15 protein-coding genes and 1 tRNA gene are annotated in these 14,594 nt (G+C 71.0%); 8 read left to right on the forward strand and 8 right to left on the reverse strand.

From position 1 onward, the window contains the following. Positions 1-86: 86 nt before the first annotated feature. From ACFV4P_RS25110 to ACFV4P_RS25120, 3 genes are all read right to left on the reverse strand, one after another. A complete protein-coding gene (locus ACFV4P_RS25110) occupies positions 87-923 on the reverse strand; it encodes a hypothetical protein (RefSeq protein WP_380474704.1) in 837 nt (278 codons plus the stop codon). A 106-nt stretch (positions 924-1,029) separates the two neighbouring features. Beyond that, complete coding sequence (locus tag ACFV4P_RS25115) at positions 1,030-1,857, reverse strand: hypothetical protein (RefSeq protein ID WP_380474706.1); 828 nt, start codon at positions 1,855-1,857, stop codon at positions 1,030-1,032. Between the two features lie 90 nt (positions 1,858-1,947). Beyond that, entirely contained in the window at positions 1,948-2,604 is a 657-nt protein-coding gene (locus ACFV4P_RS25120; RefSeq protein WP_380474708.1) for a phosphotransferase, read from the reverse strand. A 128-nt stretch (positions 2,605-2,732) separates the two neighbouring features. On the opposite strand from ACFV4P_RS25120, the gene ACFV4P_RS25125 reads away from it, so the two are divergent. The 3 genes from ACFV4P_RS25125 to ACFV4P_RS25135 all read left to right on the forward strand — a co-directional run bounded on the left by ACFV4P_RS25125 (position 2,733) and on the right by ACFV4P_RS25135 (position 4,591). After that, positions 2,733-3,521, forward strand: a complete 789-nt coding sequence (locus ACFV4P_RS25125; protein WP_380474710.1) for an aminoglycoside 3'-phosphotransferase — start codon at positions 2,733-2,735, stop codon at positions 3,519-3,521. Between the two features lie 65 nt (positions 3,522-3,586). Beyond that, complete coding sequence (locus ACFV4P_RS25130) at positions 3,587-4,078, forward strand: LURP-one-related/scramblase family protein (protein ID WP_380474711.1); 492 nt, start codon at positions 3,587-3,589, stop codon at positions 4,076-4,078. 90 nt (positions 4,079-4,168) lie between these two features. Continuing rightward, a complete protein-coding gene (locus ACFV4P_RS25135) occupies positions 4,169-4,591 on the forward strand; it encodes a DUF350 domain-containing protein (protein ID WP_073817826.1) in 423 nt (140 codons plus the stop codon). A gap of 4 nt (positions 4,592-4,595) precedes the next feature. On the opposite strand, the gene ACFV4P_RS25140 is transcribed toward ACFV4P_RS25135, so the two are convergent. Both ACFV4P_RS25140 and ACFV4P_RS25145 read right to left on the reverse strand, forming a co-directional pair. Then, complete coding sequence (locus ACFV4P_RS25140; RefSeq protein WP_380474713.1) at positions 4,596-5,189, reverse strand: GNAT family N-acetyltransferase; 594 nt, start codon at positions 5,187-5,189, stop codon at positions 4,596-4,598. A gap of 126 nt (positions 5,190-5,315) precedes the next feature. Beyond that, complete coding sequence (locus ACFV4P_RS25145) at positions 5,316-6,599, reverse strand: adenylosuccinate synthase (protein ID WP_380474715.1); 1,284 nt, start codon at positions 6,597-6,599, stop codon at positions 5,316-5,318. A gap of 126 nt (positions 6,600-6,725) precedes the next feature. Between ACFV4P_RS25145 and ACFV4P_RS25150 the strand changes: the two genes are divergently transcribed. From ACFV4P_RS25150 to purM, 3 genes are all read left to right on the forward strand, one after another. Then, positions 6,726-7,538 carry a diacylglycerol kinase gene (locus tag ACFV4P_RS25150; RefSeq protein WP_380474717.1) on the forward strand — a complete coding sequence of 271 codons (813 nt, stop codon included), beginning with the start codon at positions 6,726-6,728 and terminating at the stop codon, positions 7,536-7,538. A gap of 173 nt (positions 7,539-7,711) precedes the next feature. Beyond that, positions 7,712-9,292: an amidophosphoribosyltransferase gene (purF, locus tag ACFV4P_RS25155; RefSeq protein ID WP_380474719.1), complete on the forward strand. Its 1,581-nt coding sequence runs from the start codon at positions 7,712-7,714 to the stop codon at positions 9,290-9,292. A gap of 92 nt (positions 9,293-9,384) precedes the next feature. Beyond that, positions 9,385-10,461, forward strand: a complete 1,077-nt coding sequence (gene purM / locus ACFV4P_RS25160) for a phosphoribosylformylglycinamidine cyclo-ligase (RefSeq protein WP_380474721.1) — start codon at positions 9,385-9,387, stop codon at positions 10,459-10,461. A gap of 137 nt (positions 10,462-10,598) precedes the next feature. Here purM and ACFV4P_RS25165 read toward each other — a convergent pair whose 3' ends face one another. Together ACFV4P_RS25165 and ACFV4P_RS25170 are read right to left on the reverse strand one after the other, a co-directional pair. Continuing rightward, on the reverse strand, positions 10,599-10,838 hold the full coding sequence (locus ACFV4P_RS25165) for a DUF3073 domain-containing protein (RefSeq protein WP_380474723.1): 240 nt from the start codon (positions 10,836-10,838) through the stop codon (positions 10,599-10,601). A gap of 369 nt (positions 10,839-11,207) precedes the next feature. Beyond that, positions 11,208-12,350 carry a Glu/Leu/Phe/Val dehydrogenase dimerization domain-containing protein gene (locus ACFV4P_RS25170; protein WP_073817806.1) on the reverse strand — a complete coding sequence of 381 codons (1,143 nt, stop codon included), beginning with the start codon at positions 12,348-12,350 and terminating at the stop codon, positions 11,208-11,210. A 171-nt stretch (positions 12,351-12,521) separates the two neighbouring features. Between ACFV4P_RS25170 and ACFV4P_RS25175 the strand changes: the two genes are divergently transcribed. Then, positions 12,522-13,424, forward strand: a complete 903-nt coding sequence (locus ACFV4P_RS25175; protein ID WP_380474725.1) for a hypothetical protein — start codon at positions 12,522-12,524, stop codon at positions 13,422-13,424. Positions 13,425-13,921: 497 nt separating this feature from the next. Then, the gene (bldC, locus tag ACFV4P_RS25180; RefSeq protein WP_030459248.1) at positions 13,922-14,128 is read left to right on the forward strand and encodes a developmental transcriptional regulator BldC; all 207 of its coding nucleotides are present in this window, start codon (positions 13,922-13,924) and stop codon (positions 14,126-14,128) included. A gap of 341 nt (positions 14,129-14,469) precedes the next feature. Here the strand turns inward: bldC and ACFV4P_RS25185 are convergent. Then, positions 14,470-14,543, reverse strand: a tRNA-Asp gene (locus ACFV4P_RS25185). Between the last annotated feature and the right edge of the window lie 51 nt (positions 14,544-14,594).

Below are 14,594 nucleotides of genomic sequence, written 5' to 3' on the forward strand. Positions count from 1 at the left end.
AGGTCGGCCCCGCTGTCGTGGGCCCACCGGTCGGTGGGCCCACGACGTGTACACACCGCGCTCCGGTCACCCGGGAGCGGGGAGGGTCAGCCCTGGTTCCAGGTGCCGCTGGCCCACACGACCGAGCCGTTGCTGTAGAGCACGAAGTTGGCGTCGTCCTGGACGACCCCGTAGAGGTCGGACGCGCCCTTGGCCGGCGTGGACCAGGTGTTCGTGCCGCTGTTCTTCAGCCGCAGCGCGGGGTCGCCCTGCGAGGTGCTGAGGATCAGGCTCGAGTTCGGGCGGCCCCAGGTGTTGGTGGACCAGATCGCGGCGCCGTCGCGCTTGCGGTAGAGCACCAGGTTGCCGTCGGGCTGGTTGACCAGCCACACCGAGTTCGACTGGAGCCACTGGCCCGCTTCGACGTTCCGGGCGCTGTTGATGTAGGACTCCGGGTGGTCGCCCCCGAGGTCGACGGCGCGGGCGACGCCGGTGCGGCTCTCCCAGGCCGCGTTGCCGCCGCGGGCCGGCCACACCGTCATGCCGCCCCAGTTGAGCGTCAGGTGCCCACCGGGGGTGCTCCACGTCTTGGTGCTCCACAGGGCGTCCGCGCCGGCGGTGCTGCCCTGCTTGTAGACGACCAGGTTGCCGTCCGGCTGCATGTACGCGTACGCGCCCGGGTTGCCGTAGGTGCCGGTGCTCCACATCGCCGTGGACACCCGGGCGCCGGTGGGGCCCTCCAGGTACATCACCAGGTTGCCGTCGGTCTGCATCACCAGCACCGAGCCGTCGCTCTTCAGGCTCTGACCCGACAGCAGCTTGTCGCCGCTGCGCAGGTCGGCGACGTCGGTCGCCGCCGAGGCGCTGGTCGCGGGCGCCATCAGAGCGATGGCGGCGACGCCGATCAGGGCAGCGGTGGCGCGTCTGAAAACGTTCTTCCGCATCGGGTGGGACTCCCCCTCATTCGTGGACCCACAGTGTGTGGGCCCACTACTTCTACACCGCTGCCCCGACGGCTGTGGCGCGAGGGTCAGTTGTGGCCTTCGGGGCTCACGCTCTGCCCCAGGTGCCGGTGGCCCACAGGGCGGTGCCGTTGTCGGCGTAGAGGACGAAGTTGCCGTCGTTCTGGACGATCCCGTAGGCGCCGGCCGCGCCCGTGACCGGGACGGCCCACGTCCTGCTGCCGTCGTCGGTGCGGTAGAGGCCGAGCGCGGACCGCAGCGGCGACTCGGCGAGGAGCAGGCTCGCCGGCGGGCGGCCCCACGTTCCGCTGGACCAGAGGGGGACGCCGTCCTGCCGACGGTAGAGCACCAGGTTGCCGTCGGGCTGGTTGACCAGCCGGACGGTGTTCGACTGGATCCAGTGGCCGGGGTCGACGGCCCGGGCCGGGGTGACGGCGGCCGACCGGTCGCCGTGCGGGAAGTCCTCGTCGGCCATGGCGAGCCCGGTGTGGCTCTCCCAGGGCGTGCCCTGCACCTGGGACATCACCAGCCGGCCCTCGGTCAGCGTCAGGTACGCGCCCGGGTTGCCCCAACTGCCGGTGGCCCACAGGGCGGTGCCGCTGTCGCTGTAGACGACGAAGTTGCCGTCGGGCTGCATGGACGCGTGGGCGCCGGGGTGCCCCCAGGTGCCGCTGCTCCAGACCGCCGGGCCGTGACCGCCGACGGAAGCCTCCAGGTAGAGCACCAGGTTGCCGTCGTTCTGCATCTCCAGGACGGCGCCGACGGTCGGCAGGTAGTCGCCCGGCATGAGCGTGCCGCCGCTCGGCAGGTTCCGGGTCTCCCCGGCGGCGGCGGCGGTGCCGGCAGGGGCCGTCAGGGCGATGGCGGCGGCGCCGAGCAGGGCGGCGGTGGCGCGTCTGAACACGGTCTTCGGCATGCGGTGGATCCCCCGTTGTGTGCCTGCGGTGCATGGCCCACACAACTTATACACCTGGCCCGGGCGGCCGGGAAGGCATCGGGAAAGGTCTCAACTCCCTTGTGCACAAGCCGAGATGAGCGCGACGGCGGCGTCGAGCACGGCGATCTCCGCGACGGTCATGGTCGGGTTGGCGGCGCGCCGGGCGCGGGCCTCCGCGAGGTGCCGCTCGGCGATCGGCGGGAGCCCGCGGAGCAGCGGGACCAGGATGGCGCGGGCCACGTCCGGGCGGTCGTGCAGGGCCTGGGCGAGGATGACGGCGCTGGTCGCGTCGTCCAGGCCGGGTTCGCCCTCGGCGGCGGTGGACCAGTCGATGACCACCGGGCCGTGCGCGGTGAGCAGCACGTTGTCGGGGTGCAGGTCGAGGTGGAGCACCCGGTCGCCGGGCCGGGCGGCGGCGCGCGGCGGGATCTGGTGCAGTCGGCGCAGCAGTTCGGCGAGCAGCTCCCCGGCCGCGGCCGCACTGGTCGTCCCGGCCTCCAGCGACTGCAGCATGGTGGGCCCGCCGAGGCGTTCCATGATCAGGTCCTCGGGCCGTTCGGCGGCCCACACGGCGGGCACCGGGTAGCCGTGCTCGGCCAGGTGCGTCATCATCTCGGCCTCGCCGTCGGCACTCAGCCCGTCCCGGTAGCGGCGCAGCACCCGCCCGTCCTTCAGTGCCCAGACGTCCGCGGTGCGGCCGGTTCCGATCAGTTCGCCGATTTCCATGCGAGCAGAAGCTAGCGCCCCGAACCCGGCGCGGGGAGGGGAAACGGAGGATCGTTCCGCATCCTTGATCGAGCGGCCCGCCGGGAAAACCGCGGGACGATCCGCGGCCGGTGCGTGACACTGGGCCGATGAGCACTCCGGCCCCCGACGACATCATCGAGATCCCGCCCCCGATCGCCGAACTCGCCCGTGGCGAACGGCCGTTGCCCGTCTGGCTGAACGGGCTGAACGGGATCACCTTCCGGCTCGGCGACGGCCCCGGCCGGCGGTTCGTGAAGTGGGCGCCGGCCGGCAGCGGCGCGGACCTCGACGCCGAGGCCGAACGGATGCGCTGGGCCGGCGCGTTCACCACCGTCCCCGAGGTACTGGGCATCGGCGGCGACGGGACCGGACGCTGGCTGCTGACGGCGGGCCTGCCCGGCCGCTCCGCCGTCGAACCGGAGCTGAAGGAGCGTCCGGCCCTCGCCGTCCGCGCGATCGGCGAGGGCCTGCGCGCCTTCCACGAGGCCCTGCCGGTGGCCGACTGCCCGTACACCTGGTCCGCCCGCGAGCGGATCGACCACGCCGTCGCGCTGCGCCGCGACCCCGCCGACTGGCACCGGGACCACCGTCACCACGGCACCGTGGAACGGGCGCTGGCGATCCTCGCCGACCCGCCGCCGGTGGACGTCGAGGTGGTCTGCCACGGCGACAGCTGCGCCCCCAACACCCTGGTCGACGACGACGGCCGCCCCGCCGGCCACGTCGACCTGGGAACCCTCGGCGTGGCCGACCGCTGGGCGGACCTCGCGGTGGCGAGCTGGAGCACGGTGTGGAACTACGGCCCGGGCTGGGAACGTCCCCTGCTGGAGGCGTACGGCGTCCGACCGGATGACGAACGCCTCGCCTACTACCGCCTGTTGTGGGACCTCACGTAACGCCGGCTGGCACCATGTCGAGGGCCGCCCGACGGCGGGCCGGCAAGCAGACGAGGAGTCGGATCATGGGTCGGAAGTTCGTGGTCAAGGAGCGCCTGTTCGCGATCGGCGACGACTACTGGGTCGAGGACGAGCACGGCGAGAAGGCTTTCCTGGTGGACGGCAAGGTGCTGCGTATCCGCGACACCTTCGAGCTGCAGGACACCGCCGGCAACACGGTCGCCACCATCCGGGAGAAGGTGCTGACCGTCCGCGACGCCATGAAGATCGAGAACGCCGAGGGGGACGTGGTCGCCACCGTCCGCAAGAAGCTGTTCACCCCGTTCCACGACAAGTACCACGTGGAGCTGGAGAGCGGCGGCGAGTGGGAGGTCCACGGCGACCTGATCGACAAGGAGTACACCGTCAAGCACGACGGGCACCGGCTCGGCGAGGTCTCCCGCAAGTGGTTCAGCATCCGGGACACCTACGGCGTGGAGATCGAGGACGGCGTCGACGTCCCGCTGATGATCGCCGTCGCGGTCTGCCTGGACCGCCTGGTCGAGCACAACGACTGAGCCGCTCCCCCGTCGCCGCCCGCCCCGTGCGCTATGTTGTGCCGGTCCTCGGCACGGGGCCGGCAGGCGGACACGAGGGGGCGGAACCCGATGAGCGACATCCTTCACCAGCTGGGTCACGCGGCCGCCTACGGCGGTGTCGGCCTGGTCCTGCTGCTGCTCGGCGTCGTCCTGGTGGATGTCCTGACGCCCGGTGAACTGCGCCGCCAGATATGGATCGAGCGCAACCGCAACGCCGCCGTGGTGCTGAGCTCCGCGCTGCTGTCGGTCGGCGCGATCGTCTTCACCGCGGTGATCTCCACCTACCAGGAGTTCGGCAAGGGCCTGGCCGCGGCCGCCGTGTTCGGCCTGTTCGGCCTGCTGCTGATGGCGGTCTCGTTCTGGGTGCTCGACCTGGTCACGCCCGGCAAGCTGGGTGAGCTGCTGGTCGACCCCGAGCCGCACCCGGCGGTCTGGGTGACGGCCGCGACCAACCTGGCGGTCGCGGCGATCGTCTCCGCCGCCATCTACTGACCGCTCAGCCGGCCGCCAGTCGTTCGGTCAGCCGGGCCTTCGCGGCGGGCCACTCGTCGGCCAGCATCGCGAAGAACACGGTGTCCCGCCAACTGCCGTCCGGGCGCTGCTTGTGGCGCCGGAACGTGCCCTCGTAGGTGGCGCCGAGCCGGCGGATCGCGTTCTGCGAGCGCTCGTTGCGGATGTCGGTGCGCCAGCTGACCCGACCCATGCCGAGGTCCTCGAAGGCGTGCGAGAGCATCAGCAGCTTCGCCTCGGTGTTCACCGCCGTCCGCCACGCGGAGCGCGCGTACCAGGTGCCGCCGATCTCCACCTGCTCCTCGGCCGCGTCGGCCTCGAAGTAGCAGGTCACCCCGATCGCCCGCCCGTCGGCGAGCGAGATCACCGCGTACGGCTCGCAGTGCACGTCCGCCAGCCGGGCGTCGATGGTCCGCGCCATCTCCTCCAGGGTGCGCGGCAGCGGCACCGGCACCCAGCGCCACAGTTCCTCGTCCCCGCCGCCGGCGGCGAACAGGTCGGGCACATGGGCGCGGGTCAGCGGCTCCAGCCGGATGTGACGGCCGGTCAGGACGACGGGTGCGGGCAGTTTCGCGGTCATGCGCCACACCGTAGAGCCAGCTTTGCACTAGGCGCAAGCCATATCTGTATTAGTGCAAACGTAGAACCCCATGCGAAAGGCCCGGCACCCCCGCGATCGGGGGTACCGGGCCTCGCGACGTCCGTCCTACAGGAAGGAGTTGATCTCGATGGTCTCGGTCCGGCCGGGGCCGACGCCGATCGCCGAGATCGGCGCGCCCGACATCTCCTCCAGCGCCTTCACGTACGCCTGCGCGTTCTTCGGCAGGTCGGCGAAGGTCTTCGCCTTCGAGATGTCCTCGCTCCAGCCCGGCAGGTTCTCGTAGATCGGCTTCGCGTGGTGGAAGTCCGACTGGTTGTACGGGAGTTCCTCGACCCGCTGCCCGTCGATCTCGTACGCCACGCAGACCGGGATCTGCTCCCAGCCGGTCAGCACGTCCAGCTTGGTCAGGAAGAAGTCGGTCAGGCCGTTGACCCGGGTCGCGTAGCGGGCGATCACCGCGTCGAACCAGCCGCAGCGCCGGTCGCGTCCGGTGGTCACACCGCGCTCGCCGCCGATCCGCCGCAGCGCCTCGCCGTCCGCGTCCAGCAGCTCGGTCGGGAACGGGCCCGAGCCGACGCGGGTGGTGTAGGCCTTCAGGATGCCGATGACCCGGTCGATCTTGGTCGGGCCGATGCCGGAGCCGGTGCAGGCGCCGCCGGAGGTCGGGTTCGACGAGGTGACGAACGGGTACGTGCCGTGGTCGACGTCGAGCAGGGTGCCCTGGCCGCCTTCCAGCAGCACGACCTTGCCGGCCTTCAGCGCCTCGTCCAGGACGAGCGTGGTGTCCGCCAGGAACGGCTTGATCTTGTCGGCGTAGCCCAGGTACTCCTCGAGCACCAGGTCGGCCGGGATCGCGCGGCGGTTGTAGAGCTTGACCAGCAGCTGGTTCTTGTCGTGCAGCGCCGCTTCGATCTTCTGGCGCAGGATCGACTCGTCGAACAGGTCCTGGACCCGGATGCCGACGCGGTTGATCTTGTCGGCGTAGGCCGGGCCGATGCCGCGGCCGGTGGTGCCGATCCGGCGCTTGCCGAGGAAGCGCTCGGTGACCTTGTCCAGCGTCCGGTGGTACGGGGTGATCAGGTGGGCGTTGCCCGAGATCAGCAGCTTGGAGGTGTCGATGCCGCGGTCGTTCAGACCCTGCAGCTCCGAGAGCAGCACGCCCGGGTCGATGACCACGCCGTTGCCGATCACCGGCACCACGTTCGGGCTGAGGATGCCGGAAGGCAGCAGGTGGAGGGCGTACTTCTGGTCGCCGATGACCACCGTGTGACCGGCGTTGTTGCCGCCCTGGTAGCGGACGACGTAGTCGACGGAGCCGCCGAGCAGGTCGGTGGCCTTCCCCTTGCCCTCGTCTCCCCACTGGGCACCAACGAGCACGAGTGCCGGCACAGGCGTACACCCCTTCCGGTTGGGGCATCCTGCGAAGACCGCAGTCTGCCCCGAGATGGACCAAGCCCCTGGCGCAATGGCGCAAGGGGCTCTTGCACCGAGAGATTACCTGAGGAAGGACCGGTCGTGTCGTCGCTGTCCACGCCCGTATCCCGCCCCGCGGACGCCGAGGGGGCCGGGCCGCTCCTGGTGGTGCTGGACCCGTCGGCCAGGCAGGCGGACGGCGAATCGGTGCGGATCGCCAAGGATGTGCTGTGCGGCGGCGCCGACGTGAAGGTCACCCTGCCGGAGAGCCCGTCCGAGTTGGACCGGGTGCTCGCGCATCGGGGCAGAAGGCGCGCCGTGGTGATCGGCTCCGACCAGGCGCTGCAGCGGGTGTTGCAGGCCCTGCACCGGCAGCGGGAGTTGGATGCCGACCCGGTAGGTCTGGTTCCGGTCGGGGGCCCGGTGGCCACCGCGACCGCCCGCATGCTGGGCGTGCCGGCCGAGCCGGTGGCGGCCGCCCGGACGGTGCTGGCGGGCAGCGCCCGCCGGCTCGGACTGCTGCTCGACGACGGCGGCGGAGTGGTGCTCTCCGAGGTCCGTTTCACCGGCCCGAGGCAGGGCCGAACGGGTGGCTGGCGTTCGCTATGGGCGAAACTGGCTGCGGCCGAGCAGGCGAGCCCCTCCGGATCCGAGGAACTGCGCATCGAAGCCGACGGCCACCTGCTGGCCGACGTCCACCAGCGGGTCCGCCATCTGCGGGTCGCGGTGGCCGACGGCGTCATGGAACTCGCCCTCGACCTGGACGGCAGCCCGCACCGCCTGCGCGCCGACCGGCTCACCGTGGCCGGCCGCAGCTTCGGCTACGAGGCGGACGGCTGCCCGGTCGGCCCGGTCCGCCACCGCACCTGGACGGTCCGCCCGGACTCCTGGCGGCTGCTGCTGCCCGCCGGGTGAGCAGGCTCACAGCGCAGGCCCGTCCGGGCCGTTCGGCCACCGTGCGAAGGCCTGATGACAAGGGCGTGAAGCCGGCCACCCGAACGCGGAAGACCTGGTAAGGGCCGAGGTCTACGCGCGTACCGCGAGGCTGCCATCAGGGCGTTCCCGCCATCTGCCCTAGACTCGGAGACGTGCCACGTGGTGACGGACGACTCAACCACGATCTTCTTCCCGGCGAGAAAGGCCCCCAGGACGCTTGCGGCGTCTTCGGTGTCTGGGCTCCCGGCGAGGAGGTCGCAAAGCTCACGTACTTCGGCCTCTATGCCCTGCAGCACCGCGGACAGGAATCCGCGGGCATTGCAGTGAGCAACGGCTCCCAGATTCTCGTCTTCAAGGACATGGGACTCGTCTCCCAGGTCTTCGACGAGACCTCCCTGGGGTCGCTGCACGGGCATATCGCCGTCGGACATGCCCGCTACTCGACCACCGGGTCCTCGGTCTGGGAGAACGCCCAGCCGACCTTCCGGGCGACCGCCAACGGTTCGCTGGCCCTCGGCCACAACGGAAACCTGGTGAACACCGCGGAACTCGCGGCGAAGGTCGCCGACCTGCCCGGCGAGGAGCACGTCTCCCGCTCCGGGCGGACCGCGGCGACCAACGACACCGACCTGCTGACCGCTCTGCTGGCAGGCCACCCCGACCTGACCATCGAAGAGGCCGCACAGCAGGTGCTGCCGGGCGTCAAGGGCGCCTTCTCGCTGGTCTTCATGGACGAGCACACGCTCTACGCCGCCCGTGACCCGCAGGGCATCCGCCCGCTGGTGCTCGGCCGGATCGAGCGCGGCTGGGTGGTCGCCTCCGAGACCTCCGCCCTCGACATCGTCGGCGCCAGCTTCATCCGCGAGGTGGAGCCCGGCGAGCTGATCGCCATCGACGAGAACGGCATGCGCACCTCGCGCTTCGCCGAGGCCAAGCCCAAGGTCTGCGTCTTCGAGTACGTGTACCTGGCCCGCCCGGACACCACCATCGCCGGGCGCAACGTGCACCTGTCCCGGGTGGAGATGGGCCGCAAGCTGGCCGCCGAGGCCCCGGCCGACGCCGACCTGGTGATAGCGACTCCCGAATCCGGCACCCCCGCCGCGATCGGCTACGCCGAGGCCAGCGGCATCCCGTTCGGCTCCGGCCTGGTGAAGAACGCCTACGTCGGACGTACCTTCATCCAGCCCAACCAGACCATCCGCCAGCTGGGCATCCGGCTCAAGCTGAACCCGCTGCGCGAGGTCATCCGGGGCAAGCGCCTGGTGGTCGTGGACGACTCGATCGTCCGCGGCAACACCCAGCGCGCCCTGGTCCGGATGCTCCGCGAGGCCGGAGCGGCCGAGGTCCACATCCGGATCTCCTCGCCGCCGGTGAAGTGGCCGTGCTTCTTCGGCATCGACTTCGCCACCCGCGCCGAGCTGATCGCCAACGGCCTCTCGGTCGACGAGATCGGCCGCTCGCTGGGCGCCGACTCGCTGGCCTACATCTCCATCGACGGGATGATCGAGGCCACCAAGCAGCCCAAGGACAAGCTCTGCCGGGCCTGCTTCGACGGCGAGTACCCGATGGAGCTGCCGGACCCGGCGCTGCTCGGCAAGCTGCTGCTGGAAGCGGAGATCGCGGGCGGCCAGGCCAAGCAGCAGCAGCCGGTCCGCGGCAAGCAGACCGACCTCGACGGCGTGCAGTCGCTGCTGGGCGGCGCCGGCGCGGCGGACGCGCTGCGACGCCCGTAGTCCTGCGCACCGCCCCCGGCACGCGCCGGGGGCACCCCATCCCGGCCCCGGCCGGGGGAGGCAGCACCACCACTTCGAAAGGGCCACACCAGGTGACCAGCAACGAGACCGGGGCGACCTACGCCGCCGCGGGTGTCGACATCGAGGCCGGCGACCGTGCCGTCGAGCTGATGAAGCAGTGGGTGAAGAAGACCAACCGTCCCGAGGTTCTGGGCGGCCTGGGCGGCTTCGCCGGACTGTTCGACGCCTCCGCCTTCAAGCGCTACGAGCGCCCGCTGCTGGCCTCCGCCACCGACGGTGTGGGCACCAAGGTGGCCATCGCCCAGGCCATGGACAAGCACGACACCATCGGCCACGACCTGGTCGGCATGGTCGTCGACGACCTGGTGGTCTGCGGCGCCGAGCCGCTGTTCATGACCGACTACATCTGCGTCGGCAAGGTCGTCCCGGAGCGGGTCGCGGCCATCGTCAAGGGCATCGCCGAGGGCTGCACGCTGGCCGGCTGCTCGCTGATCGGCGGCGAGACGGCCGAGCACCCGGGCCTGCTCGGCCCCGACGAGTACGACGTCGCGGGCGCCGGCACCGGCGTGGTCGAGGCCGACGCGCTGCTCGGCGCGGACCGGGTCCGCGCGGGCGACGTGGTGATCGCCATGGCCGCCTCCGGCCTGCACTCCAACGGCTACTCGCTGGTCCGGCACGTGCTGCTGAACCAGGCCGGCTGGAAGCTCGACCGCCAGGTCGAGGAGTTCGGCCGCACCCTCGGCGAGGAGCTGCTGGAGCCGACCCGGATCTACACCCTGGACTGCCTGGCGCTCACCCGCGCCACCGAGATCCACGCCTTCTCGCACGTCACCGGCGGCGGCCTGGCCGCCAACCTGGCCCGGGTGATCCCGGACCACCTGCACGCCCGCCTGGACCGCGGCACCTGGTCGCCGCTGCCGGTGTTCCAGACCGTCGCCAAGGTCGGCGCGATGCAGACCCTGGAGATCGAGAAGACCCTCAACATGGGCGTCGGCATGGTCGCCGTCGTCCCGCCGGAGTCGGTCGACGTGGTGCTGTCGGTCCTGGAGGACCGCGGCGTCGAGGCCTGGCTGCTCGGCGACGTGGTCGACCGCGACGCCGAGCACGACGGCGGCGCGGCGCTGTACAACGCCTACGAGGCGTTCTGATCCGGACACGCTGAAGGGCCCCGCCACCGGCGGGGCCTTTCTCGTCCGGTCATGCGATTGTCCGCGCCGCCGACAGGTACGCCGAAAACCGGCCCGGCACCCACAGGGAGCGCCCGGACCGGCCCGGTCGAAGAACGTTACGCGCGGCGACGAGCCGGAGGGGTGTCCTCGTCCTCGTCGTCATCGTCGTCGTACATGTCGGCGTACGCCGCGTAGGGGTCGTCCTCGTCGTCGTCCTCGATCGGCTCAGGCTCGATCGCGGTGGACGGAGATACACCCAGCTCGTGAGACAGACGGTTAGCGTCGAACCCGCCGCTGTTGTACTTCAGCTCGCGGGCGACCTTCGTCTGCTTGGCCTTGGCCCGGCCGCGCCCCATGGGTCGACCCCCTCAACGGTGGGGCTCACGGCCCCGAGTCTGACACGTGTTGATGATCAGGTCCGGCCTGCCCGAAGTGGGAAACCGTCCCTTGGAGCATTAACGGTACCTGTTTCCGCCGCCGGACGGTACGTCGCCGGTGTGACGTGGCGCGCACCCAAGCCCCCTCGAACCAGGTCCGCCCAGGTCAGAGGGGAATTTCGGGGCTTTCGCAGGCTGTCCGGCACGAGGCCGGTCCCGTCGTTCCTGCAGAGATTATCCCCCGAAGGAGGCGCGGTATCGCCCGTTCGGGGGACAGACTGAGAATCCGGTTCCACATCGTGATGCGCGGGGCCGGGGTGCCGGCCCCGCGCATCCGATCGGTCGCGGTCAGCCCCGGCGGGCGGCCGGCAGCAGGATCGAGCGCAGCGCGCTGATCTCCCGCATCCGCTTCTCGGCGAGCCGGTCGGCGGCGACCGCCGGCGGGATGCCGTCGGAGGCGGCCCGGGTGAAGATCTCCAGCGTGGTGTCGAAGATCTTCGTGGCCTTGTTCTTCGCCCGGTCGAAGTTGAAGCCCTCGATCTCGTCGGCGACCTGGATCACGCCACCGGAGTTCACCAGGTAGTCGGGCGCGTACAGGATGCCGCGGTCGGCGAGGTCCTTCTCCACACCCGGGTGGGCGAGCTGGTTGTTGGCCGCGCCGCAGACGATCGAGGTGCCGGCCGCGCCGAGCGCCCCCACCGTCTCGTCGGTGAGCGCGCCGCCGAGCGCGCACGGGGCGTACACGTCCAGGTCGGAGGCGAGCAGGGCGGCGGTGTCGGCCACCACCTCGACCTCCGGGTGGGCGGCCCGGACGCGGTTCACGGCGGTCTCGGAGACGTCGGTGACGACCACGGTGGCGCCGTCCGCGACCAGGTGGCCGACCAGGTAGTGCCCGACCTTGCCGACACCCGCCACGCCGACCCGCTTGCCGCGCAGCGTCGGCTGGCCCCAGCGGGCCTGGGCGGAGGCGCGCATGCCCTGGAAGACGCCGAAGGAGGTCAGCACCGAGGAGTCGCCGGCGCCGCCGTGCTCGGGCGAGCGGCCGGTGACGAACTCGGTCTCCCGGGCGATCACGTCCATGTCCTGGACGTAGGTGCCCACGTCGCAGGCGGTGATGTAGCGGCCGCGCAGGGACTGCACGAAGCGCCCGTAGGCGCGCAGCATCGCCTCGTTCTTGTCCTTGTTCGGGTCGCCGATGATCACGGCCTTGCCGCCGCCGAGGTCGAGCCCGGCGAGGGCGTTCTTGTAGCTCATCCCGCGGGAGAGGTTCAGCGCGTCGGTCAGCGCCTCCTCCTCGCTCGCGTACGGGAAGAACCGGGTGCCGCCGAGGGCCGGGCCGAGGGCGGTGGAGTGGATCGCGATGATGGCCTTGAGCCCGGTGGAACGGTCGTGGCAGAGCACGACCTGCTCGTGCCCGTCGCCCTCCTGGCCGGTGCCGAAGACTCGGCCCAGCACGCCTGGTACGGGGTGCGTGGTGTGTACGTCGGTCACGGTGGTGACTCCAGCAAATGATGGCCCGCGACGGTGGGGCGGGCGTCTGGTCGAAGCCTAGCTCCGGGGCTGCCTTCGAATCTGCCCCCGGGCGGGCCCCGAGCGATAACGATCGAAGCCTTCTCCACGACACCCTGACGCGTCCCTGAGGCCCGTGCGACGATGCGGAGCGTGACCGCCCCGCGCACCTCCGTGCTCCCGCCGTACACCGCGCAGCTGCGGGTCTACGAGCCGCTGGCCGCCTACCCCGAACCGGACCGGGCCCGCTGGCAGGCCTACGCCGCCGCCCACGGCCCCGACGCCGACGGGCCGGGCCGGCCGGTGACCGGCGCCGCCCTCGTCGAGCAGCGCGCCGCCCTGGCCGCGCTGGCGGCCCTGACGCCCCGTCCGCTGCCCGAGCAGGAGGACGGGCAGGCCTACGTGCGGATCGCGGACGGCGTCACCTACATCTGCCCGTGGACGACCCGGCTGCGCGGCTGGCTGGCCCTCCAGGAGCTGCACCGGACGCTGCCCGCCCACCTGGTGGACACCGTGCTGCCGCCGCCGCTGCGCGACGCCGCCGAGGCCTCCCGGACGCGCTGGCAGCAGGACCACCCCGACGCCCGGCCGTGGATCCGCTCCAGCCGCTGGGAGGTGCCGCTGCACTGGTTCCTGGCGTTCGGTGAGGAGGACCGCCACCACCTGCCGGCCGGCGAGTACGGCTCCGCCGGGGACGGCGAACGGCCGGAGCCCGCCGCGCTGTTCTACCTGACGCCGATGGTGCAGGCCCGCCGCCGGGTGGCCCGGGCCTATCGGGCGCTGCGCGAGAAGGCGGCCGGCGCGGCCCTGGCCGAGGGCGCGGAGGAGGTCGGGCGCTGGCTGGAGGAGTTCCACCCGCGCTCGGTGGTCGAACTCGACTACGGCGGCCTGGTGCAGCTGCTGGGCCCGCGTGCGGTGGCCGGGGAGCACTCGGTGGGCGAACTCGCGGAGGGTCTGGCCGCCCTGCGGGCCGGGGACCCGGCGGAGGCACTGCGCCGCTACGAGGCGCTGTCGACCCGCTGGCGGCGGGTTCTGGCGCTCAGGCAGTCGTCCTGAGCGTGATCCGCCCGGTGACGGGGGAGGCTCAATGGAGCTGAGGGGGTGTCAGAAAATGCCCTCTGGTCGAATGTCCGTGCGACGGGAGAGGATGGTCCATACCATTGGGAGGGTTTTTGGGACCATGGTCCCAGATCGGGTCAATACCTGAGAAACGTGACACTACTCACCGTTGACGCCATCTCAGACCTATGTGCCAAAATGGGACAACCAACCCAAGCTCACTCAGGCGTGCCGCACCGTGACCGGACGTCACCGGTGCGTGACTGTCCGCTATGGGGTGGTCCATGGCCATCCGTCGCCCTTGAACCCGTGAGGGGTCAATTTTGACGGTTTGGCCGATAGGGCTGGACGGATGGTGTAGTTGTAGACACCAGGACAAGCCGTTCGTCCTATAACCGACTCGGCCCGTCTGTGCCATTTCGGGCATCGCGGGTCAAGGTGCAGAATTTGAAGGATAGAACCGCCCTGGTTCGGTTCTCCCGAGGAGGCCGCTCATGACCGCTCGTACCCCTGACGCCGAGCCTCTGCTGACGCCGGCAGAGGTCGCCACCATGTTCCGCGTGGACCCGAAGACGGTGACCCGCTGGGCCAAGGCCGGCAAGCTCACGTCGATTCGGACTCTCGGCGGCCACCGCCGCTACCGCGAGGCGGAGGTGCGTGCCCTGCTGGCCGGTATTCCGGCCCAGCGCACCGAGGTCTGATACCCCGTTCTTCCCCCGGGCGCACGCCCCGACTCCGCCGGGTCGGGAAAGGCGCTCGGCAGCTCTGAGGGCCGCTTCTCCGACTCCGCCGGGTCGGGGGTGCGGCCCTTCGGCATGTCCGGACCCGGAATGCCGGATTCCTGCGGGGCGGAAGGGGGAGGGGGGAATTCCCGGTAATGGCAGTACAATTTTACATATTAAATCAGGGGCCTTTGCGGGGATGTCCGGGAAGTCCTCTTCCGAAAGGGCGTCAGTGACGGTGATCACAGCACCGTTATCTTGTGCCCGCCCGGGAAACGCGATAGGGCCCGGAACTCGAAGTTCCGGGCCCTACGCTCCTGCGATCCCGACGGGACTTGAACCCGCGACCTCCACCTTGACAGGGTGGCGAGCTAACCAACTGCTCCACGGGACCAGTGATCTGATCCTTGTCCGCTCCGCTCTCGCTTGCGAACAAGACAGATCG

The organism is Kitasatospora sp. NPDC059795 (assembly GCF_042732175.1).
Classification (GTDB): Bacteria; Actinomycetota; Actinomycetes; order Streptomycetales; family Streptomycetaceae; genus Kitasatospora.